The 21,899-nt window shown below is 47.2% G+C and carries 15 protein-coding genes and 2 pseudogenes; 10 read left to right on the forward strand and 7 right to left on the reverse strand.

Translation table 11 applies throughout. The features are described 5' to 3' along the window. The first annotated feature begins 175 nt into the window (after positions 1-175). The 4 genes and pseudogenes from Q1A18_RS06710 (at position 176) to Q1A18_RS06720 (ending at position 4,237) form a co-directional block, all read left to right on the forward strand. Positions 176-610 carry a VOC family protein gene (locus Q1A18_RS06710; protein WP_299578165.1) on the forward strand — a complete coding sequence of 145 codons (435 nt, stop codon included), beginning with the start codon at positions 176-178 and terminating at the stop codon, positions 608-610. Positions 611-739: 129 nt separating this feature from the next. Then, positions 740-1,963: pseudogene (locus tag Q1A18_RS19110) on the forward strand (malic enzyme-like NAD(P)-binding protein); the annotation flags it as partial. 72 nt (positions 1,964-2,035) lie between these two features. Then, a pseudogene (locus Q1A18_RS19115) lies at positions 2,036-3,022 on the forward strand (phosphate acyltransferase); the annotation flags it as partial. A 201-nt stretch (positions 3,023-3,223) separates the two neighbouring features. Next, entirely contained in the window at positions 3,224-4,237 is a 1,014-nt protein-coding gene (locus tag Q1A18_RS06720) for a YeeE/YedE family protein (RefSeq protein WP_299578167.1), read from the forward strand. 13 nt (positions 4,238-4,250) lie between these two features. Here the strand turns inward: Q1A18_RS06720 and Q1A18_RS06725 are convergent, their stop codons facing one another. Then, the gene (locus Q1A18_RS06725; protein WP_299578168.1) at positions 4,251-4,808 is read right to left on the reverse strand and encodes a hypothetical protein; all 558 of its coding nucleotides are present in this window, start codon (positions 4,806-4,808) and stop codon (positions 4,251-4,253) included. Positions 4,809-5,083: 275 nt separating this feature from the next. On the opposite strand from Q1A18_RS06725, the gene Q1A18_RS06730 reads away from it, so the two are divergent. After that, the gene (locus tag Q1A18_RS06730) at positions 5,084-5,461 is read left to right on the forward strand and encodes a DUF423 domain-containing protein (protein WP_299578169.1); all 378 of its coding nucleotides are present in this window, start codon (positions 5,084-5,086) and stop codon (positions 5,459-5,461) included. A gap of 79 nt (positions 5,462-5,540) precedes the next feature. Here the strand turns inward: Q1A18_RS06730 and Q1A18_RS06735 are convergent, their stop codons facing one another. From Q1A18_RS06735 to Q1A18_RS06755, 5 genes are all read right to left on the reverse strand, one after another. Further along, positions 5,541-6,929 (reverse strand): TolC family protein, encoded by a 1,389-nt coding sequence (locus Q1A18_RS06735; RefSeq protein WP_299578170.1) that lies wholly within the window; start codon positions 6,927-6,929, stop codon positions 5,541-5,543. Between the two features lie 25 nt (positions 6,930-6,954). Further along, entirely contained in the window at positions 6,955-10,104 is a 3,150-nt protein-coding gene (locus Q1A18_RS06740; RefSeq protein WP_299578171.1) for an efflux RND transporter permease subunit, read from the reverse strand. 15 nt (positions 10,105-10,119) lie between these two features. After that, positions 10,120-11,307 carry an efflux RND transporter periplasmic adaptor subunit gene (locus Q1A18_RS06745; RefSeq protein ID WP_299578172.1) on the reverse strand — a complete coding sequence of 396 codons (1,188 nt, stop codon included), beginning with the start codon at positions 11,305-11,307 and terminating at the stop codon, positions 10,120-10,122. 35 nt (positions 11,308-11,342) lie between these two features. Beyond that, positions 11,343-11,792, reverse strand: coding sequence for a MarR family winged helix-turn-helix transcriptional regulator (locus tag Q1A18_RS06750; protein ID WP_299578173.1), 450 nt, complete (start codon positions 11,790-11,792; stop codon positions 11,343-11,345). A gap of 371 nt (positions 11,793-12,163) precedes the next feature. Next, entirely contained in the window at positions 12,164-12,697 is a 534-nt protein-coding gene (locus Q1A18_RS06755) for a peroxiredoxin (RefSeq protein ID WP_299578174.1), read from the reverse strand. Between the two features lie 316 nt (positions 12,698-13,013). Here Q1A18_RS06755 and Q1A18_RS06760 point away from each other — a divergent pair, with 316 nt between their 5' ends. Continuing rightward, positions 13,014-14,513 carry a Gfo/Idh/MocA family oxidoreductase gene (locus Q1A18_RS06760; protein ID WP_299578175.1) on the forward strand — a complete coding sequence of 500 codons (1,500 nt, stop codon included), beginning with the start codon at positions 13,014-13,016 and terminating at the stop codon, positions 14,511-14,513. 169 nt (positions 14,514-14,682) lie between these two features. Then, the gene (locus tag Q1A18_RS06765) at positions 14,683-16,170 is read left to right on the forward strand and encodes a Gfo/Idh/MocA family oxidoreductase (protein ID WP_299578176.1); all 1,488 of its coding nucleotides are present in this window, start codon (positions 14,683-14,685) and stop codon (positions 16,168-16,170) included. A 21-nt stretch (positions 16,171-16,191) separates the two neighbouring features. On the opposite strand, the gene Q1A18_RS06770 is transcribed toward Q1A18_RS06765, so the two are convergent. Further along, a complete protein-coding gene (locus Q1A18_RS06770) occupies positions 16,192-16,929 on the reverse strand; it encodes a lysophospholipid acyltransferase family protein (RefSeq protein WP_299578177.1) in 738 nt (245 codons plus the stop codon). Between the two features lie 236 nt (positions 16,930-17,165). On the opposite strand from Q1A18_RS06770, the gene Q1A18_RS06775 reads away from it, so the two are divergent. The 3 genes from Q1A18_RS06775 (at position 17,166) to Q1A18_RS06785 (ending at position 21,811) form a co-directional block, all read left to right on the forward strand. Further along, positions 17,166-19,658 (forward strand): CoA-disulfide reductase, encoded by a 2,493-nt coding sequence (locus tag Q1A18_RS06775; protein ID WP_299578178.1) that lies wholly within the window; start codon positions 17,166-17,168, stop codon positions 19,656-19,658. A gap of 122 nt (positions 19,659-19,780) precedes the next feature. Then, positions 19,781-20,668: a LysR substrate-binding domain-containing protein gene (locus tag Q1A18_RS06780; protein ID WP_299578179.1), complete on the forward strand. Its 888-nt coding sequence runs from the start codon at positions 19,781-19,783 to the stop codon at positions 20,666-20,668. A gap of 207 nt (positions 20,669-20,875) precedes the next feature. Next, positions 20,876-21,811 carry a putative sulfate exporter family transporter gene (locus Q1A18_RS06785; RefSeq protein WP_299578180.1) on the forward strand — a complete coding sequence of 312 codons (936 nt, stop codon included), beginning with the start codon at positions 20,876-20,878 and terminating at the stop codon, positions 21,809-21,811. Positions 21,812-21,899 lie beyond the last annotated feature (88 nt).

Consider the following 21,899-nt stretch of genomic DNA (forward strand, 5'->3'; position numbering starts at 1 on the left):
AGCAATGCTGTAGACTATTCAGGCGAAAAAGGGGGGTTGAATAATGTCATTGTTGTCAAGTAACGTCTAAAGACCACGCGAGGCAATCGCGCGGCAGCGCTGGGAAATTCAGAAATATTGACTAAACTGCATCCCGAATTTGAGCACTCCAATCAATAACGAAACTCAACACCCAATGAACCCGATTATCGACCACATTCAGATCACAGTGAAAGACCTCCAGGTTGCAGAAAAGTTTTACGATCAGTTTCTTCCTATTCTGGGATTTGACATCAAAAATAAAGTTCGCGCCTATATTGAGGCACATGATTTTCATGTCATTGAATATACCCACGAGTTATTGGCCTTTGCCATTACTTCGCCGCGCAAAGCCTTTGTAAACGATTCAATCAACCGCCGCAAACCGGGTGCCTTGCACCACCTGGCCTTCAAAGCCGAATCGCGCGCTGAAGTTGACCATGCTTACCAGCAATTACTGCAATTCGAAGCCACCATTGTTACCCCACCCCAACGTTACCCCGAGTATGGAGAGCATTATTATGCCGTCTTTTTCAAGGATCCGGGGAACATCAAATACGAAATTGTATGTACAAAAGAGTCTGATTCTTAAGCCCACTCAGGCCTTTCGCCTTTACCCACCCCGTTGAAAAGCCCGGAATGCCACCTTTGCAGGTCTTGGATAAGCCATTGATTTTCAAGTCAGATTTTCGTAAATTGATAAGACAAAAATCTGCCGACCATGAAAAAATCAGTTTACGAAGATGCTTTATGGTATCATGAAAAAGGCCGCCCCGGGAAAATCGAAGTTATTCCAACCAAACCACACGACACACAGTACGATTTATCGCTGGCTTACACGCCGGGGGTAGCTCAGCCCTGCCGCGAAATTGAGCAGGATCCGGAAGAAGTTTACCGCTACACCTCGAAAGGCAACCTGGTCGCTGTTGTCTCGAATGGTACGGCGGTCTTGGGCCTGGGCGACATTGGGCCACTGGCCGGCAAACCTGTGATGGAAGGCAAAGGCATGTTGTTTAAGATTTTTGCTGATGTGGATGTGTTCGACATTGAAGTGAACGAGAAGGACCCGCAAAAACTGATTGAGGTGGTAAAGGCCATCGCCCCCACTTTTGGCGGCATCAACCTGGAAGATATTAAAGCGCCCGAGTGTTTCGAGATAGAAGAAAAGCTGAAAGAAGCGCTCGACATCCCGGTATTTCACGACGATCAGCATGGCACAGCAATTATTTCGGGGGCCGGCTTGTTAAATGCCCTGGAACTGAATGGCAAGGAACTGGATCAAATCAAGGTGGTTATCAACGGAGCCGGCGCAGCAGCCATCTCCTGTGCCAAGCTTTACACCAGCCTCGGTGTAAAAAAAGGCAACATGGTTATGCTCGACAGCAAGGGGGTGTTAAACGAAAGTCGCACGGATCTGAACTCCGCCAAGCAACAATTTGTGACCTCCAGAACCATCAAAACCCTGAAAGAAGCCATGATTGGTGCAGATGTTTTTCTAGGCTTGTCGGTAGGCAATGTGGTCAACCAGGAAATGATCCGATCCATGGCCGAAGACCCCATTGTTTTTGCCATGGCCAACCCCACCCCGGAAATTTCGTACGAAGATGCCACCAGCGCCCGCAAGGATGTGATTATGGCTACCGGAAGAAGCGACTATCCCAATCAAATTAACAATGTTTTGGGCTTCCCGTTTATCTTTCGCGGCGCCCTGGATGTCCGTGCCCGCACCATCAACGAAGAAATGAAAATTGCTGCGGTAAAAGCCCTGGCTGATCTGGCCAAGAAATATGTTCCGGAGCTGGTTACCAAAGCTTATAACATGGAGAACATTGTGTTTGGTCGCGACTACATCATTCCCAAGCCACTGGATCCACGCCTCATTACCACTGTGGCTCCTGCTGTTGCCCGCGCCGCCATGGACTCGGGTGTAGCCGGCAAACCCATTGCCGACTGGGACGAATACGAACGTGAGCTGAGTGCTCGCCTGGGGCTGGAAAACAAGCTGATTATGACCATCTGCAACAAGGCCAAACAACATCCGAAGCGGGTGGTTTTTGCCGATGCGAATAACCTGAAAATGCTGAAGGCAGCCCGTTTTGTTGTGGATCAGGGCATTGCCCGCCCCATCCTGTTGGGAAGCCGAAAAACCATTGAAACCATTTTGGCCAACAACCAACTCGACTTGTCGGATGTCCCCATCATCGACATTTTCCGCGATATTTCGGATACCCGCAGACACCAGTTAGCCGAAGTACTTTATGAAAAGCGCAAACGCAAAGGCATGAGCCTAGAAGAAGCCTTCGAAAAAACTTACAACCACGATTACTTTGGCTGCATTATGGTGGAAACCGGCGAGGCCGATGCCTTCATCTCCGGCTTCTCACGCAAATACGCCGACACCATTCGTCCGGCCTTGCAGGTTATTGGCACCCGGGGCGATGTTAACCACCTGGCCGGCATGTATGTGATGTTGACCAAAAAAGGACCGCTATTTTTGGCCGACACTACCGTGAACTCGGACCCGGAGCCTCAGGTAATTGCCGACACCACGTTATTGGTAGCCAACGAAGTGAAGCGCTTTAAAATTGAACCTCGAATCGCTGTTCTAAGCTACTCCAACTTTGGAGCCTTTAAGGGCAAGGGTAGTCCGGTGCGTGCCCGGGAAGCTGTGCGAATTTTGCATGAAACGCATCCCGAACTGATGGTTGATGGCGAAATGCAAGCCAACTACGCCTTAAACGGAGCCTTGCGGAAACGCAAATTCCCCTTTTCCAAGCTGGGAGAACACGATGCCAATGTGCTGATTTGTCCGAACCTCAGCTCAGGCAACATTCTGTACAAGGTTTTACAGGAACTGGGAACCGCCAAAGCCATAGGCCCCATTCTGTTGGGCATGAAAAAGCCGATTCATGTGTTGCAAATGGAAAGCTCGGTGCGCGAAATTGTCAACCTGGTTGCCATTGCCGTGGTTGATGCTCAGGAAGCTGAAACCAGAACGGATTAAAAACCGCCACTCCTGCGGAGTAAAGCCAATGTCCGAAGTGCGTTTCAACGCAATTCCAGGACGTTGGCTTTTAACATTTCTTCGGATAAAAGGCCCTGTTTTACAACAGTTGCTGGTGCTCCATGCCATTAAAATGACGGATATCAAAGTCGCTTCGTTGAAAAAAGTTTAACTTGCCAGCCAAAACCAACAACACACAAAATGACCCTCTTAATTCTCGTTTTCGGATTTCTGTTTGGCGCAGCTCTCCAACACGCCAGCCTCAACAAGTATAACGTTATTAGTGGCATGGCCACACTCGAAGACCTGACCGTTGCCAAAGCCATTGCGCTGGCCATCGGAGTAGGTGTAATTCTAATTAACTTTGAAATCGGGCTCGGATTGGCCACCTATCATGTCAAGCCCTTTATGGTTGGAGGAATCCTGATTGGGGGATTAATTTTTGGTATTGGCATGGCTGTTCTCGGCTACTGCCCCGGCACGCTGGCCATTTCGCTGGGCGAAGGATCGCTGGATGCCCTAACCGGAATTATTGGCGGAATGCTGGGCGGATGGGTTTATACCCTTGTATTGCCAAGCATTGAACCGCTGCAGGGAGCCAACCTGGGGAAAATTTCGTTGCACTCGCTAACGGGCGAAAATCCAACGGTCTTCTACCTGCTTGTTGTTGTCATTGGCCTGGTTTTTATCGCGGCAGCTTTTGGGGTCCACAAACTTGAAAAAAGCACAAGTAAAAAATGGATTGGAGCAGGAATTGCGCTGGCCCTGCTCAATGTAATCATCTTTTCAACAGCGACCTTCAACCGTCCCATCGGCGCCTCAACGGTGTATCCTTACCTGGGCGATTTACTGACCGGTACAACATCCAATGCCTACTTCGAAAAGATTGAAGCTTCCGGAAGCTGGCAGTTGCTCTTTTTAGGGGGTGCTTTTCTTTCAGGGCTGGTACTATCACTTCTTCGGAAAGATTTCAAACTCACCCTCATTCACGAAAACTGGCAAAAATACAAAGGCAACTCCTCTGCTAAACGCTTGGTTTGGGCTTTTGCGGGTGGTTTCATCATGATTTTTGGCGCGCGCATGGCTGGCGGTTGTACCAGCGGTCATGCCATTTCCGGTGGAATGCAAATCGCTATCGGCAGCCTCGTGTTTGCCGTCATGGCCTTTGCGGGCTTGCTGGGTACCGGCAAACTGTTCTACAAAGGGCTGAAGTAAACAGCTCCGGTTTTTACACCAAAAGGTAACAGGCCAAAGGAAGGGTCGGCTGGATTTCGCTCCAGGCTGGCTGTACTTCCAACTCGGTGTTGCTCAACCAAAATGGCGGGCTGGTTATTAAAAAGCCCCTTGTTTGGGCTGACGAGACAAGTGCCTGGTGCAAATGACCGGTTAAGCGGGCAGACTTTGGTTGAAACTCGTAGTTTGACCGAAGTTGAAACTGCACCCCTTCCGCCTGACGTTTGAAAAAAAGCCGGAAGGAGCCCACCGAATATTTCCATTGTGGGTCACTGATCAGCAATTGCGAGATAGTCAGCTTTCCTTCCATCTTGCTTTGGGTTTGCTCCTGAATCAGCGGCAGCAAATGCGGATTATCCTTCAGCAATTCGCGGGCATCAACCGTTACAGGGCGCCCTTGGCCCCAAAAGTAGTGCTTCATTAGCCGACGAGGCATTGAGTAGCAAAGACTATAGCCCACAGCCAGCAGCTGAAAAATCTTCCATTGAAACATTTCCGGGCGAAGCATTGGGACAAGGTATCTCCAAACCAGCAAATCCAATCTTGTTCTCATTTTTATCGTCATTTTAGTGATCAATTCGAAGCTGAAAACCAGGAAACATCCGAATGCTTGATGTTATAAAAGTCAACCTTCCAATCCGGCTACATCCCTTATTCCAAACGTGATGCATCGTATATTGTTGACTTTTGGGACATTCAATTGGTACTGCCCGTTAATTAAATCCGACAACACACTGAAAAACAACTTCCCAAAGCAAGGAAAACTGCGGCTGTCTAACAAAATCAGCTTGACGTTGTTTTACTAGCAAGCATTTTAAAACCACACTTATGAGCAAAACCATACTACTTACAGGAGCCGGCTTTTTAGTGATTGCAGTTATCCTGGGGGCTTTTGGCGCCCACGGCCTGAAAGACAAGATGTCGCCCAATATGATGCAAATCTACAAAACCGGTGTTGAATACCATTTTTACCATGCCCTTGGACTACTTCTGGTGGGTGCTTTGGCCATGCAAATGCCATCAAGCCTGATCAACTGGTCAGCCATTTGCCTCATCATCGGAATTCTGATTTTCTCCGGAAGCCTGTACATTCTAACCATCAGCGGAATCAAATGGCTGGGTGCCATAACGCCCATTGGCGGACTAAGTTTTATTGCCGGCTGGATTTTGCTTTTTGCAGCCATCTGGAAACATTTTCCAAAGTAATAACCCGCAAAGGGAAAGCATAAAAAAGGCCGGATTACAAGAACCCGGCCTTTGAAGTTATAACTAAACATGAAAGGATTTATTTCCATCCGCCACCCAATGCACGGTATAGCGACACAACAGCATTCAGCTGCTGCACATGGTCATTCACATTGCTAAGCTGCGCGGCCAGCAAACTTTGTTGGGCATTCAATACCTCAGTATAGGTTGCCGATCCATAAGTTAACAGTTCGTTGGTATAGTCAACCGATTTTTCGAGGGCTGACAACTGCTTTTCGCGCAACACAATCTTCGCTTCAGAAGCATCGTAAAGCCCCAAAGCATTGTTCACTTCCTGGCCGGCATTCAGCAAAGTCTGACGCAAACCTAACAAAGCTGATTCCTGCTGGGCACGTGCCACCTTCAGCCGTGTGGTATTGGCTTTCCGGTTAAAAATAGGCGAAGCCAGTCCACCGATAACATTGGCAGCAAACGATGAAGGATCAAGCAGATCAGCCAGGTCCAGCGCTTCAAAACCAGCGTTTGCCGTTAGTGTTACCGAAGGAAAGAAGTACGCCTTGGCACTGTTGGTCATTTCGTAAGCACTCATCACCCCATACTGGGCTTGCATCACATCCGGACGGTTTTCCAACAGCTGAGCCGGAACCCCGGTTTGCAGCAGACTTGCCACTTCCTGGTCGGCCAGACTTCCGCGTTCAATCGGGCCAGGAGTCCGCCCTAAAAGCATGCTCAACCCGTTTTCGACTTCCCGAATCTGATGCTCCAAATCCGGCAGGGTAACTTCTGCTGCGTAACGAGCCGCTTCACTCTGCACAATAGCCGCCCCCGTTACCCGGCCATTCTCTTTCAACACTTTCATAGTTTCCACCAGGTCAATGTTGTTCTTCACCGTTTCGCGGGTAATTTCCAGTTTGGCATCCAAGGCCAGCAGGCTGTAATAGGCTGAAGCAATGTTGGCAATCAGCCGGGTTTGCACCGCTTTATGTCCGGCATCGCTGGCCAGCAAGTTGGCATAAGCGGCCCGTTTCGAGCTGCGCAACTTTCCCCAGATATCCAGCTCCCAGCTTGCCTGGGCATTGAGCTGGTAAACATCCAATTCGCGGGGACCAGCAGGATTGGTCGATTCCGAATTACGGCTATGCACCACCGATCCCTGTGCAGTTACTCCTGGCAACAAGGCGGCTTTACTTTGACCGAAATAGGCTTCAGCTTCCGCAATTTTCTGAACGGCCATCTGAAGATCCAGGTTATTGTCCAGTCCTTCCTGAATGAGGGCTTTCAACTTTGAATCGCTAAAAAGCTCCTGCCAGGGTTTTTCGGCCAGGTTGGCCGAGTCAGTCACCTCAACGCCAAAAAGCCCTTCGGTGTTAACATCCTTCTTTTGAAAATGCCGGGAACTGCTGCATGATACCAGCAGCCCCGAGATTCCGATAATGAGGAGTATATTTTTGATTGATTTTGTTCTCATAATTTCTCTTAATTGCGCTGAACGATTAATCCAGGCTGTTCATCTCTGAAATTTCTGTTTGTTCCGGTTTCTTCACTTTCTCCTGAAGCGTTTGGAAAATAACATACATGGCTGGAATAACCAGGATACCGATGAAGGTACCGATAAGCATTCCGCCTACGGCTCCCACACCAATTGAACGGTTTCCGTTAGCTCCTACTCCACCACCAACAATCAAAGGCAACAAACCAACAATGAAGGCGATCGAGGTCATCAAAATCGGACGTAAACGAGCAACCGCCCCTTCAATCGCCGACTGCATGATGGTCATTCCCTCATGGCGGCGTTGCAAGGCAAACTCAACAATCAGAATAGCATTCTTAGCCAGCAAACCAATCAACATGATCAGTGAAATTTGCAGGTAGATGTTGTTTTCAACCCCCATGATGCGGGCAAAAATGTATGAACCGGCAATCCCCACGGGTAATGAAAAGAGAATTGACAAAGGCAGAATAAAACTTTCGTATTGTGCAGACAACAGGAAGTAAACAAATACCACACACAAAATAAAAATGATAACCGTTGTACTTCCCGAGGCCAATTCCTCCCGTGTCAATCCTGAAAAGTCGTATCCATAGCCCATTGGCAGTTCCTGTTCAGCGACTTCCTGCACCGCAGCAATAGCATCACCGGTACTGAATCCGGGGTTAGGCGCTCCGGTCACCGAAATGGCCGTGTACATGTTGAATCGTTTCAAACTTTCGGGACCAAACACCCGCTTCAGCGTAACAAACTGCGTGATTGGAGCCATTTCTCCGTTGCCAGTTCTGACTTTAATACTTGAAAGATCCTCCGGATTACCCCGGTAGCTCGGATCAGCCTGAACCATCACCCGGAACTGTTTTCCGAACCGGTTAAAATCTGAAGCATAGTAACCACCAATATATCCTTGCAAGGCACCCAACACGGAATTAACTCCTACGCCGGCCTGCTTACAAACAGCTACATTCACATCCACTTCGTACTGCGGGAAGTTGGTGCTGAATGAAGTAATCGCATACTGGACTTCGGGACGCTGGTTCAGCTTCATCAGGAAGTTGTTACTGATCTGCTCAAACTTCTTAATATCGCCACCGGTCTTATCTTCCAGTTCAAGGGTAAAACCACCGGAAACTCCAAATCCTGGAACCATAGGAGGAGCAAAAGCAATTACCCGGGCATCCCGAATTCCGGCTGTCGCTTGGTAAATGCGGGCAATAACACTGTTCACTCCCTGGCTCTTCTCGGTACGCTCGGCAAAAGGTTTCAGCTTACAAATTACCATGGCATACGAACTTCCAGCCCCACTAATCAAAGAATAACCCGCTACGGTAGAACGCCCGGCTATTTCAGGAATCGCTGTTAGCATGGAGTCAACCTGCTCGGCTACAATCAAGGTCTTTTCGGATGACGTAGCCGGAGGCATACTAATATCCAGGAAAATACTTCCGGTATCTTCGTTGGGTACAAAGCCCGTTGGCGTTGTTTTCATCAGATATCCCATAATTCCGACAAAGACAACAATCACGGAAACAGCCACCCACTTCCGGTTCAAAAAGAACATGGTGGTTTTCCGGTATTTTTCGGTCATCGCATCAAAAGCCGTATTGAACGAAGCATACATCCGCTCTTTCAGGTTTTTCTTTTTCGAAGGATCTTCATGCTCTGGCTTCAGGAAAATAGCACATAAGGCCGGGCTCAAAGTCAAGGCATTTACGGCCGACAGGATAATGGCCACAGCCAGCGTAATTCCGAACTGCTTGTAGAAAACCCCGGTTGATCCGGAAATAAAAGTTACCGGCACAAACACGGCCGACATCACCAAGGTAATGGCCACAATCGCACCTGAAATTTCATTCATGGCCGAAATGGCTGCTGTTTTTCCGTTTTTAGCGCCACCATCAAGCTTGGCATGCACGGCTTCCACCACCACAATGGCATCATCTACCACAATACCGATGGCCAGCACCAAGGCAAACAAGGTTAACATGTTGATGGTAAACCCAAACAAGCTCAAGAAGAAGAAGGTACCAATAATAGATACCGGAACAGCAATCGCCGGAATCAAGGTTGCCCGGAAGTTCTGCAAGAAGATAAAAACAACCAGGATAACCAGCACCAACGCTTCAACCAACGTTTTCAACACCTTGTTAATTGAGCTGTCCAGGAATTCATTCGTATCATTCAGAATGGTATAATCCAGACCTTCAGGAAACGATTTGGACGCCTCTTCCAGGGTGGCTTTGGCTTGCGAAATTACTTCGCGCGCATTGGATCCGGCCGCCTGGAAAATAGCAATTGACACACCGGGTTTTCCCATCGCTGTAGTCGTTACCGAATAGCTGAGCGCTCCCAGTTCCACTTCGGCCACATCTTTTAACCGAAGGATATTTCCGTCTTGATCGGCCCGGATAATAATGTTTTCAAACTCTTCGGACTGAGATAGCTTTCCTTTGTATTTCAGAATGTACTCGTAGGTCTGATTATTCAGCTCTCCAAAACGTCCGGGAGCAGCCTCCAAACTTTGCTCATTCAAAGCAGCCATCACATCGCGTGGCTCCAGTTTGTAAGCGGCCAGCACGTCCGGTTTCAACCAAATACGCATGGAATAATCCTTGGCACCAAAAATCATCGCCTCTCCAACACCACTAATCCGCTTAAACATCGGAATCAGGTTGATATTGGCATAGTTCTGAATAAAGGTTTCATCGTATGTCCCATCCGGGCTGTACAACGAAGTAATCAACAGAATACTACTCTGGCGCTTGGCGGTAATCACCCCGGCTTTTACCACCTCTGCAGGAAGCATATTGGTGGCCTGGGTAACCCGGTTCTGAACGTTTACCGCAGCCATGTCGGGGTCAACCCCTTGCTTAAAATACACTTCAATGTTTGCACGCCCGTTGTTCATGGAAGAAGAAGTCATGTAGGTCATGTCCTCTACCCCGTTGATCTGTTCTTCCAACGGCACCACCACACTTTTCAGCACGGTTTCGGCGCTGGCGCCGGTGTAGTTAGCCGACACCCGAATGGTTGGAGGTGCAATATCCGGATACTGTTCAATGGGCAATGTGGTAATCCCCAACACGCCAACAATGACAATAACAATCGATATGACCGATGATAATACCGGTCGTTCAATAAATTTTCTGAACATGTTTTCTGTGGAATTTTAGTTACGACTTGAATTAGCTGCAAGCCCGCTTTCGTTCATCGAGCTAAGTTCTGTCAACTTTGGCTTGATTGGTGTTTGATTTCTCAGCGAAGTAATTCCCTCAATCACAACCTGATCACCAACCTTCAATCCGGAAGTAACCACATAGTAGTCTTTCAGGTTACCGGCCAATACCTCTACACTGGTATTTACTACCTTATTATCTTCACCTACCACGTATACAAAATGCTTACCCTGTAATTCATAAGCCGCTTTCTGCGGAATCAGGATTGCTGCTTCCAAATGTTCCGGGATACGAACCAAACCACTGCTACCACTGCGTAGCAGGAACCCGGGGTTGGGGAACGAAGCCCGAATGTTTACTGATCCGGTTTGCTGATCAACCAAACCACTGGCAGTTTCCACTTTTCCAGTAGCGTCAAAGGTGGTATTGTCGGCTAAAACCAAGGAAACATCTGGTATGCTCTTGAGTTTTTCCTGCAGATTAGCACCTTCCAGGTCACGGGTCAATTGCAGAAAGTCTTTTTCATTCATCGAAAAGTAAGCATACATGTTTGTCGTATTCGAAACTGTTGTCAAAGGCTCAGCAATGGCACTGCTCACCAAACTTCCTACACGGTATGGGAAATTACCGATAATGCCATCGGTTGGACTGGTGATTTTAGTATACTGCAGGTTGGCTTTGGCATTTTCCATGTTGGCTTTGGCCTGGGCCAATTGTGCCTCGGCTGCTTTCAGTGTTGACTGAACCGACTCAAGCTCAAACTTACTGATGATGTTTTTATCAACCAGTGGTTTGGTTTTGCCTACATTGATTTTGGCCGTAGCCACTTGTGCCTCGGCAACTTTAACCTGCGCTTCGGCTGAGCGTACGTTGGCTTCAATGTCGTTCGCATTTAAGCGAAACAACACCTGTCCTTTTTTCACATAGGCTCCTTCATCCACCAAAATCTCTTCGATGTATCCAGCCACGCGGGGACGAATCTCAACCGTTTGCTGGCCTTCCAAAACTGCCGGATAACTTTTATCCAGCGTTGCCCTTTGCTCTTTTATTGAAATAACCTGATACTCCTTTGCCTGTCCCGGGGCTCCGGGGGCCACTTCTCCCTGGGTTGGTGTGCAGGCTACAGCCGCGAACATCAACCAAATAAAATTCAGATTTTTAATGTGTTTTCTTGTTTTCATGTTTAATCTATTGTTTAAAGTCTTCTGTTTTCAAATTAGTCATTGCACTCACCAGGCGTAAATCCGGCATTTTGCTGAATCATTTCAGCCACACGCCTAAAGGCCTGAAAATCTTCGTTACTCACTCCTGCCAACAACTTATCGACCAACGATTTTGCAATTCGCTTGGCTTTATCCAACTCTTCTTCTCCTTTGCTGGTCAGCATCAGGTTCTTTTTCCGCCCGTCATGCTTATCCTGGCTTCGAACCACATAGCCATTATCCAACAAAACACTGATTTGTCGCAAAATGATTGACTTATCCTTGTTAAATGCATCAGCAAGCTCTTGTTGCGTCCAATTCTTATTTAAAGACAACTGAAACATAATCGCGAAATGCTCAAAACTCAGATGAATCTCTTGTTCTTTAAACGCCTGCATTATCATCCCCTTATAGGCATGGACCGTTTGCCCCAGAATATGCCCCAATGGTTTATCTGTGTTCATCGTTAAATTGTTTTCAGCAAAACTAATCCGAATTAGTTGACTAAGTCAACTAGTTTTGGTTAAAAAAACTTTAACACATCGAAAAAAAACTTAATCAACTAGTTAATTGAATCTTACAAATTATCCCAATGTTAAGAAATCAGACAATAAGCTCTGCTTTTAACACCTGTTAACAGTCTATCCCTACTTGCGACTAACCGTCTGATAACAAAATTGATTTCTTTTGAACGACAGCAAGCAATAGTTCCTCCTGCTGCAGCGATTTCGGTTTCTTTTCTCCGATTTTTCAGGCACAAAAAAAGGATGTCTGCTGACATCCTTTCTATAAGCTATAAGATCTAATCTAACTTAACTCATTATGGCGTATTGTATTAAGCTAATGTTGCTTGACCCGGCTCCCAGTCACAAGGAGTTAACTCACCTGTTTGCAAAGCACCCAAAACGCGTAAAACTTCAGGCACATTGCGGCCGATGGCCAAATCGTTAACGCTTACCCAACGGATCACTCCTTCTTCATCTAAAATGAAAGTTGCCCGGTAAGCAATTTTTTCGTCAGCTTCCAAAATTCCTAAGTCTTCGGCCAGCGATTTTGAAGTATCCGCCAACATAGGGAATTGCAGCTGACGCAAGCCAGGGTGATCGTTTCTCCAAGCCAGGTGCACAAATTCAGAGTCGGTTGAAGCACCAATCAGGTTGGCATTCAATTTCTGAAATGATGCGAAGTGGTCGTTAAACCCGGTAATTTCTGTCGGGCATACAAACGTAAAGTCTTTTGGCCACCAAAACACCACACTCCATTTGCCTTTCAGGTCTTCATTGGTAATGGTCTTAAATTCTTTTCCTGGTTCAAGAGAAACAACGGCTGTCTTTTTAAACTCGGGAAATTTTTGTCCTATTGTCAACATGATTTTCTGTTTTTAATATTTGATTTTTCAATAATTTCTGTGGCAAATATAGCGGCAGCTCCAGTGGCAATCAAATTGATTTTTTTTAATCGGAATAGACAAAAACTATTTGACAAACCTGTAAAAACCCATTAGTTATCGTTCCTCTTTATTGCAACCCATTCAAGCCAAGAATCCTAATTCCGTTGTCCTTTGCGGATTCATCCGGCAAAATGTTTGGGGGTAAGCCCGAAGAATTATATCTTTAACTGGTTTTTTAAAGCTTTCGGGCTTTGAAAAATTACGTTTTTACCTGAATCAATTTGAATTATAAACTATGAAAAAGCTTTCAAAAGAATCAAAGCAAGTTTCAAGAAGGGCCTTTCTGGGAACAGCTGCAACTGCAGCTGCCGGAATTACCATTCTTCCTAGCAGTGTTATTGCAGGTTTGGGACACAAAGCCCCGAGTGATAAACTGAATATCGTTGGTGTTGGTGTCGGCGGTATGGGTTTCGCTAACTTGAAGAACCTGGAATCAGAAAACATCATCGGTCTTTGCGATGTGGACTGGAACTACACTGGCGGCAACGGCGTTTTCGACCGCTATCCAAAAGCCAAAAAGTACAAAGACTGGCGCAGAATGTATGACGAAATGGGTAAAGATTTCGACGCAGTTATGATTGCAACAGCCGACCATACCCACGCCATTACTGCAGCTCACGCCATTGCCATGGGCAAACACGTATACGTGCAAAAACCATTAACACACTCCGTTTACGAATCTCGTTTGTTGACAAAATTGGCTGAGAAGTATAAAGTGGCCACATCCATGGGGAACCAAGGATCGTCAGGCGAAGGTGTAAACCTGACAACCGAATGGATTGCCAACGGTGAGATTGGTGAAATTACCAAAGTAGAAGCGTTCACTGACCGTCCAATTTGGCCACAAGGATTGAACACTCCTGAAAACGGGCAGTGGGTTCCTGATGGATTGGATTGGGACTTGTTCGTTGGACCAGCTAAAATGCGTCCGTACAACGAAATTTACCATCCTTGGAACTGGCGTGGCTGGTGGGACTACGGTACAGGTGCACTAGGTGATATGGCTTGCCACATCCTGCACCCGGTATTTGTTGGTCTGGACTTAGGCTACCCAACAAAGGCACAAGGTAACTCTACTTTATTGTTACAAGACTGTGCCCCAACAGCACAATCTGTGAAATTAACTTTCCCCGAAAGGAAAGCGAAGAAAAAAATGAAAATTAAACTTCCTGAAGTGGAAGTAAACTGGTATGATGGTGGTATTAAACCAATGCTTCCCGACGGATGGCCAGCTGGTAAAAACCCGAATGACTCAGGTGGTGGTGTCATTTTCCACGGAACTAAAGACAAGCTGATCTGTGGTTGCTACGGTGTTAATCCATGGTTGTTGTCCGGACGCAAACCAGACGCACCTAAATTCCGTCGTCGCATTGAAACCAGCCACGAAATGGACTGGGTACGTGCATGTAAAGAAACTCCTGAAAACCGGATCCCTACGGCATCTGACTTCAGTGAAGCCGGACCATTCAACGAAATGGTAGTCATGGGTGTATTGGCCGTTCGTCTACAAAGCCTGAATAAAGAGCTTGAGTGGAATGGAGAAAAAATGGAATTCACAAACCTGAATGACAGCGAAGAAATCAGAACTGTTATTAAAGATGGTTTTGCGATTCATGATGGTCACCCAACCTTCAAGAAAACATGGACTGATCCTGTTTCTGCAAAAGAGTTTGCATCAGAACTGATCAAGCACACTTACCGTGCACCATGGAGCTTGCCGGATATGCCAGCTTAATGATTGAATTCAAGTTTAATTACAATAAACGGGGTAAGAAACATCTTACCTCGTTTTTTTATTGCCCAATCCGAACTGGTCAATTATTTCCAATTAGAGCTTTTCCTTTTTTTACAAAATCAACATTTCTTACTAAATTGTCCACGCATATTTCCTAAAATCAAACGCAATGAAACCTAGTAAAACGGGCATCAGCCGAAGAAAATTTATCGGATCAACCACCGGGGCATTAGCCGGATTGACCCTGCTTCCCAGCCATGTTATTGGCGGGTTGGGGCATAAAGCACCAAGCGACAAACTCAACATTGCCGGGATTGGTGTTGGAGGGATGGGCTATCGCAACCTGAAAAACATGGAGCTGGAAAATATTGTTGCCCTGTGTGACGTTGACTGGAAATATGCAAATCGGAACTCCTTCCGCGAATGGCCTATAGCTCCGCAGTACAAGGATTACCGGGTGATGTTCGACAAGCAAAAAGACATTGATGCAGTGATGATTGCTACGCCCGATCACTCGCATGCCCTGCCGGCTTTAATGGCCATGCGCCAAGGCATTCATGTCTACCTTCAAAAGCCCCTCACCCATTCGGTGTACGAAAGTCGGGTGCTGACCGAAACAGCCCGACGTTATCAAGTAGCCACGCAAATGGGAAACCAAGGGAATTCCAATGAAGGCATCCGGCAAATTTGCGAATGGATCTGGGCCGGAAAAATTGGAGACATTACCCGGGTCGATGCCTGGACCAACCGCCCCATCTGGCCGCAAGGGCTGGAGCGACCAGACAAGGAAATGCGCATTCCTAAAACACTGGACTGGGATTTATTTTTAGGGCCGGCAGCCTACCGCCCTTACAACGAAATTTATACGCCTTGGAATTGGCGCGGCTGGTGGGATTTTGGCACCGGCGCACTGGGCGACATGGCCTGTCATATTCTTGATCCGGTATTTAAAGCATTGAAGTTGGAATACCCGTCCTCAGTGCAGGGCAGTTCCACACCAACAAATACCGAGTCATGCCCCAATGCCGAAATGGTCGTTTACGAATTCCCCGCCAGGGATAACCTCCCCAAAGTGGCCATGCCCCCGGTAACCGTAACCTGGTACGACGGGGGACTGATGCCGCCCCGCCCCGATGAGCTATTGCCCGGAGAACCTATGGGCAATGAAAGTGGAGGCTGTATTTTTCATGGAACCAAAGGAAAGATCATGTGCGGTGCTTCATCGGCTACCCCCACCCTGCTGCCAACACGTGAGATGACTCATTTTGAACAGCCGGAAAGAAGCATTCGACGGATTCCTAACGCCCAGGAAGGCGGACACGAACAGGACTGGATTCGGGCCTGCAAGGAAACGCCCCAAAACCGTGTAGAAGCATCATCCAACTTCGACTATGCCGGACCGCTAAACGAAATGGTCGTGATGGGTGTGCTGGCCGTTCGCTTGCAAAGTTTGCAGCGCAAACTGCTTTGGGATGGTCCAAACATGCGTTTCACCAACATCAGCAATGACGATCAGCTGCACATTCTGGCCAAGGATGAATTTGAGGTTGTAAACGGAGACCCCCGTTTCAACAAGGATTTTGTTACCCTGCCGGCCAAAAAGATGGCCGAAGAATGGATCCGGCACAACTACCGGCAAGGCTGGGAGCAAATTTAACGGTGCATTCACTGAACCAGTTTATGCCTGATTCAAATGGGCTTTGATCTTATTCTCAATTTCCAGCGTCAACTCTTTTACATCCCGTCCGGAAGGATCAATGGGCTCTAAAACAGTATAGGTCAGGCGCGTTCCGAAAGCCAAAGGAAAGTAGCCTTTCTGCATCAAGCGGCTGTTTCCGTCAATCACAAAAGGAACAATCCAGGCTGAAGGCGCTGCACGCAACAAGGATGCAATTCCGGCTGGCTGAAATGATTTCACTAAACCGGTTTTACTGCGCGTGCCCTCGGGGAAAATGCTGGCACAATACTGCTCTTTCTCAATATGCTTACCCAGCTTGGTGATTTCAACAATGGACTGACGCCCATTTTTACGGTCGATTAAAGCCGAACCACCATGACGCAAGTTGTAGCTAATGCTTGGAATGCCTTTGCCCAATTCCTTCTTCGACACAAACTTAGGATGATGCTTCCGAAATCCCCAGACAATAGGAGGAATATCCAACGTATTTTGATGATTGGATACAATGATGAACGGACGCCCTTGGGGCAACTGCTCAAATCCCCGAAACCGGATGCGTGTTCCCAGAATAACCAAACTATAGATCAACAAAAAGTTGAGAATGTCCACCGATTTTTTCCGCAGGGGATATCCTCCAACCAACCGACAAACAATCTGAATGGGGTGGAACACGACCAACAACAAGCCAAAAACCAAGAGGTAAACAGGGCTTAGTAAATATCCAAGTAAACGTTTCATTTCCAAAATTGAATTTTATTGACACAAAAGAACAAAAAATAAGGGAAAACCAGTTAAACTTCAGCCAATCGCCCAAATCTTTTCAGAACCATTCTAAATAACGGATAATCGTGTTAAGAATACATTATCTAGATCTTTTTCAGACAAAACTCAGAGATTATCATTTTTAATATCCACACATTTGCATATCTAATTAGGTTGATTTTTTTTTCACAATTAATAGTTCAAGACAGAAAATGACAAAATACGTAATCATCGGTGGAGTTGCCGGAGGAGCAACAGCCGCCGCCCGCTTACGACGACTGGATGAAAAAGCAGAAATCATCATGTTCGAACGCGGACAGAATATTTCTTACGCCAACTGTGGACTGCCCTACTACATCGGTGGCACCATAACAGAACGCGAAAAACTGCTGGTACAAACTCCCGAAAGTTTTCGGGCCCGCCTCAATGTTGATGTTCGTGTTTTACAGGAAGTGACCCAAATTAACCGGGAAGCACAAACCGTGGAGGTTTTGAATCATCAGACCAAGGAAACCTACACCGAAAGCTATGACAAGCTGGTGGTTTCACCCGGAGCTGAACCAGTTAAGCCACCTATTGCAGGCATCAATGATCCCTCCATTTTTACCCTGCGAAACGTACACGACACCGATCGGATCAAGTCGTTTTGCGATACGCAAAAGCCGAAGCGTGCCGTTGTGATTGGTGCCGGATTTATTGGACTGGAAATGGCCGAGAACCTGCACCAGCTGGGCATGAATGTCACAATTGTCGAAATGGCCAGCCAAGTGATGGCTCCGTTGGACTATGAAATGGCTGCCGAAGTGCACCAGCACTTAAAAACCAAGAAAGTTGAATTCTACCTGAAGGATGGCGTAAATTCCTTTGACCGCCAAGGAGAATCTTTGACCGTTCAACTGCAATCCGGCCGCGAACTGGAAACCGACATGGTCATCTTATCCATTGGTGTACGCCCGGAAACCAAACTGGCACGGGAATCCGGTCTGGAACTGGCCGAAAACGGAGGCATTAAAGTCAATGAGTACCTGCAAACCAATGATCCCAACATTTATGCCCTGGGCGATGCCATTGCCTTTCCACATCCCATTACCGGCAACTATGTAAACACTTACCTGGCCGGACCAGCCAACAAGCAAGGCCGCCTGGTGGCCGATAACCTGGTGTTGGGCAATACCCGAAAATACAAAGGAGCCATTGCTACAGCCATTGCTAAAGTATTCGATCTTACGGTTGCCTCCACAGGACTTTCGGCCAAAGCGCTGAAACGCGAAAGCATCGAGTACACCTCCAATATTATTCACGGATCATCGCATGCCGGGTACTATCCGGGAGCTTTACCCTATACGCTGAAAATTCTTTTTCACCCTAAAACCGGGAAACTATACGGGGCGCAAATGATTGGCTACAAAGGCATCGACAAGCGGATTGACCTGATTGCAACGGTATTATTAAACAACGGAAGCATTTACGACCTGCAAGACATTGAACATGCGTATGCGCCACCCTACTCATCGGCAAAGGATCCGGTAAACCAGGCTGGCTATGTGGCTGAAAACATCATTATGGGTCGCATGAAAAACATCAACTGGGTTGAAGTCAGCAAACTGCATGCGCCTCAAATTTGCCTGCTCGATGTGCGTACGCCTGCCGAACACGCATTGGGCCATATTGAAGGTTCGTTGAATGTAGAGGTGGATCAAATCCGCGAGCGCTTGAATGAAATTCCACGCGACAAAAAAATCATCGTGTACTGTGGGGTTGGTATCCGTGGCTATTTTGCCTGCCGCATCCTGATGCAGAATGGTTTTGAAGAAGTTTACAACCTGAGTGGTGGTTACAAAACTTACGAACATACCATGTGCAAGCAAAGTAACGAAGACATTTTTGAGTCGAGCTACATTGCCAAAGACGATCATATTTATCGCGGTAAGCCCACCGAAGCTCCTTTGTTGAAAAACCTGGTAAAAACAATTGAGGTTGATGCTTGTGGCTTGCAATGTCCGGGGCCGGTGCTGAAGCTCAAAACAGAAATGGATAAATTGAATCCGGGCGACCGGCTGCAACAAAAAGCCAGCGATCCCGGCTTCATGAAGGATGTGCAATCGTGGTGCAACATCACCGGGAACAAGTTGGTGTCCCTGGAGTCCGCTGCCGGAATCATCACTGCTGTCATTGAAAAAGGCGAAGAAAAAGGATCGAAACCATCCTCTGGCGACTTTTCATCAGTTCAGCTACCCCAAAACAAAACCATGGTGGTCTTTAGCGATGACATGGATCGCGCCTTGGCCTCACTGGTCATTGCCAATGGTGCTGCATCGATGGGGAAAGAAGTTACCATGTTCTTTACCTTCTGGGGCCTCAACATCATCAAAAAAACCGACAAGCCGGAGGTTGAAAAAGACTTCATGGGCAAAATGTTCGGAAAAATGATGCCGGGCAACGCAGGCAAACTGAAGCTATCAAAAATGAATATGATGGGCATGGGCTCATTAATGATGAAAAAGCGCATGCTCGCCAAAAAAGTGGACTCCATTGAGGACATGCTAAACACTGCTCTGGACAATGGCGTTAAGATGATTGCCTGCCAAATGTCGATGGACGTGATGGGTGTAAATGCCGAAGAGCTGTTAGATCGGGTAGAAATTGGTGGGGTAGCCACTTACCTGGAAGAAGCCGAAAAAGCCAACCTCAACCTGTTCATTTAAGACAACTGATTTTTCAAGATACAAAACGCTGCTTCGACAACCCGGGGCAGCGTTTTTTGTAGATAAAGCCGGTCATTCCTGAAATTTCCATAACTTTCGACAGCAAAACAAGAAACCAGCCGATGGATTACCGCGATGAAGTATTTTTAGCTGTTGCCGAAAACCTGAGCTTTTCAAAAGCGGCAGAAGCACTGTTTATCAGCCAGCCTGCCGTAACCAAACACATCAAGGAACTGGAAAGCAAGCTAAACAGCGCTCTCTTTGAACGCAAAGGCAACAAAGTGTACCTCACCCAGGCAGGCAAACTGGCCTACCGCCACCTGAAGCAAATCCAGCAACAATACCACGAATTGGAGTTTGAGCTGGGGCGCTTGAATGATGCTTACCAAGGGTCGCTGCGTATTGGGGCCAGTTCCACCATCGCACAATACCTGATTCCCGGCGTGCTGGCAGCTTTCCATCAACGTTTCCCCGAAATCAAGCTCGACTTGTATAATGGCAATTCGGTTGACATGGAACACAAGCTGCTGCAAAACGACATTGATCTGGCCTTGGTTGAAAATGATTCATCGCAAGCCAACATCCGTTACCACGATTTTCTGGATGATGAAATTGTGGTGGTAACCGGCAGCCAAAATGCATTGGGGAAACGAAAAAATCTGGCACTTGCCGACCTGCAACAGCTTCCACTTGTAATGCGCGAACGAGGCTCGGGCACACTGGAAGTGATTCAGCATGCCCTTCGTAAACACAAAATTGATCTGGACAAACTGAATATTCTGATGCACCTCGGAAGCACCGAAGCCATTAAGAATTTTTTGGTGAATTTTGATGGCATCGCCTTGGTATCTGAAAAAGCCCTAGCTCGGGAACTGCAGCTAAAAACCATTGTCAAGCTAAATGTAAAAGACTTCAGTATTCATCGAAAATTCCGGCTTGGAACACGGCAAGGCCCCGAAAACAGGCTTCAGCAGTTATTCCTGAATTTCTTGCTGCAATATCCGTTTTAAGCAGAAGTCCGCGGTTGATTGCCTTTGGACTTTGAGCTTCATTCCAGCCCTTACTCCTATCTCAAATCCACAATAAGCCCGTTTTTTTGCTGACATTAGCGAACACCCCTATTATAACTTATCGTTATTGAATATTAATTTTTAGTATTTGTTTTCATTATTTCAACCATCGACATTTGCAATCGAATTCAAGCAAAACAAGAAATAATGAAACAGTTATCCACCAATATGCAGTTGATCTACAGCATCGCCATTGCGGCCTGCTTTTTACCTTTTGTATCCCCGGCATTGGCCCTGGTTACCGGAATCCTGTTTGCCTTTTTGGGTTGGCGCCACACCGGACTGCATCAACAAACCGGACGGGTTTTACAGGCATCCATTGTGCTTATGGGCTTTGGGATGAACCTGACCCAAGCCATTGAAGCCAGCAAATCGGGTCTGCTGCTCACCGCCGGCTCGGTTGTCCTCACCATTGGGTTTGGCTTGCTGCTGGGAAAACTATTGCGCGTGGACTCCAAAATCAGCTGGCTCATTGCATCCGGAACAGCCATTTGCGGAGGCAGCGCCATTGCTGCCATCGCCCCCGTCATTCATGCCAAAAACCATCAGATTTCATTTTCGCTGGTGGTCATTTTCCTGCTCAATGCTTTGGCACTGTTGCTTTTTCCCCTGCTGGGGCACTACTTCAACCTAAGCCAGGAAACCTTTGGCTTTTGGTCGGCCATTGCGATTCACGACACCAGCTCGGTAGTGGGTGCCGGAGCAGCCTATGGTCCTCAAGCACTGGAAATAGCCACTGCCGTAAAGCTAACCCGTGCCCTGTGGATCATTCCGCTTTCGGTTGCCATCGCCCTGTTCAGCAAAAATGAAAACCGCGGCAAAATCAGTATTCCCTGGTTCATTGGTCTGTTTGTTATTGCGGTAGTGCTGGCTTACCTATTGCCACAATGGGAGCCTACCTTCAGCCACCTCAACTGGCTGGGCAAGCGTGGCATGGTAGTAGCCCTGTTTCTGATAGGCTCAAACATTTCGCTGGGTGAAGTCAAAAAAGCAGGCTCGCGCAGTTTTATCCTCGGCATTTTGCTTTGGATTTTCATTGCCAGCCTATCCTTGCTGGTACTCCACAAGTTCAGTGCTATCTAAGCCGCGTCATGTTGTCTTTGATTTTTATGGCGGTCCAAATTTTCATCATCATAAAAACATTCCCTAGTTTTGTGTTCTTAAATAGAAT

The organism is uncultured Sunxiuqinia sp., assembly GCF_947495665.1.
Classification (GTDB): domain Bacteria; phylum Bacteroidota; class Bacteroidia; order Bacteroidales; family Prolixibacteraceae; genus Sunxiuqinia; species Sunxiuqinia rutila.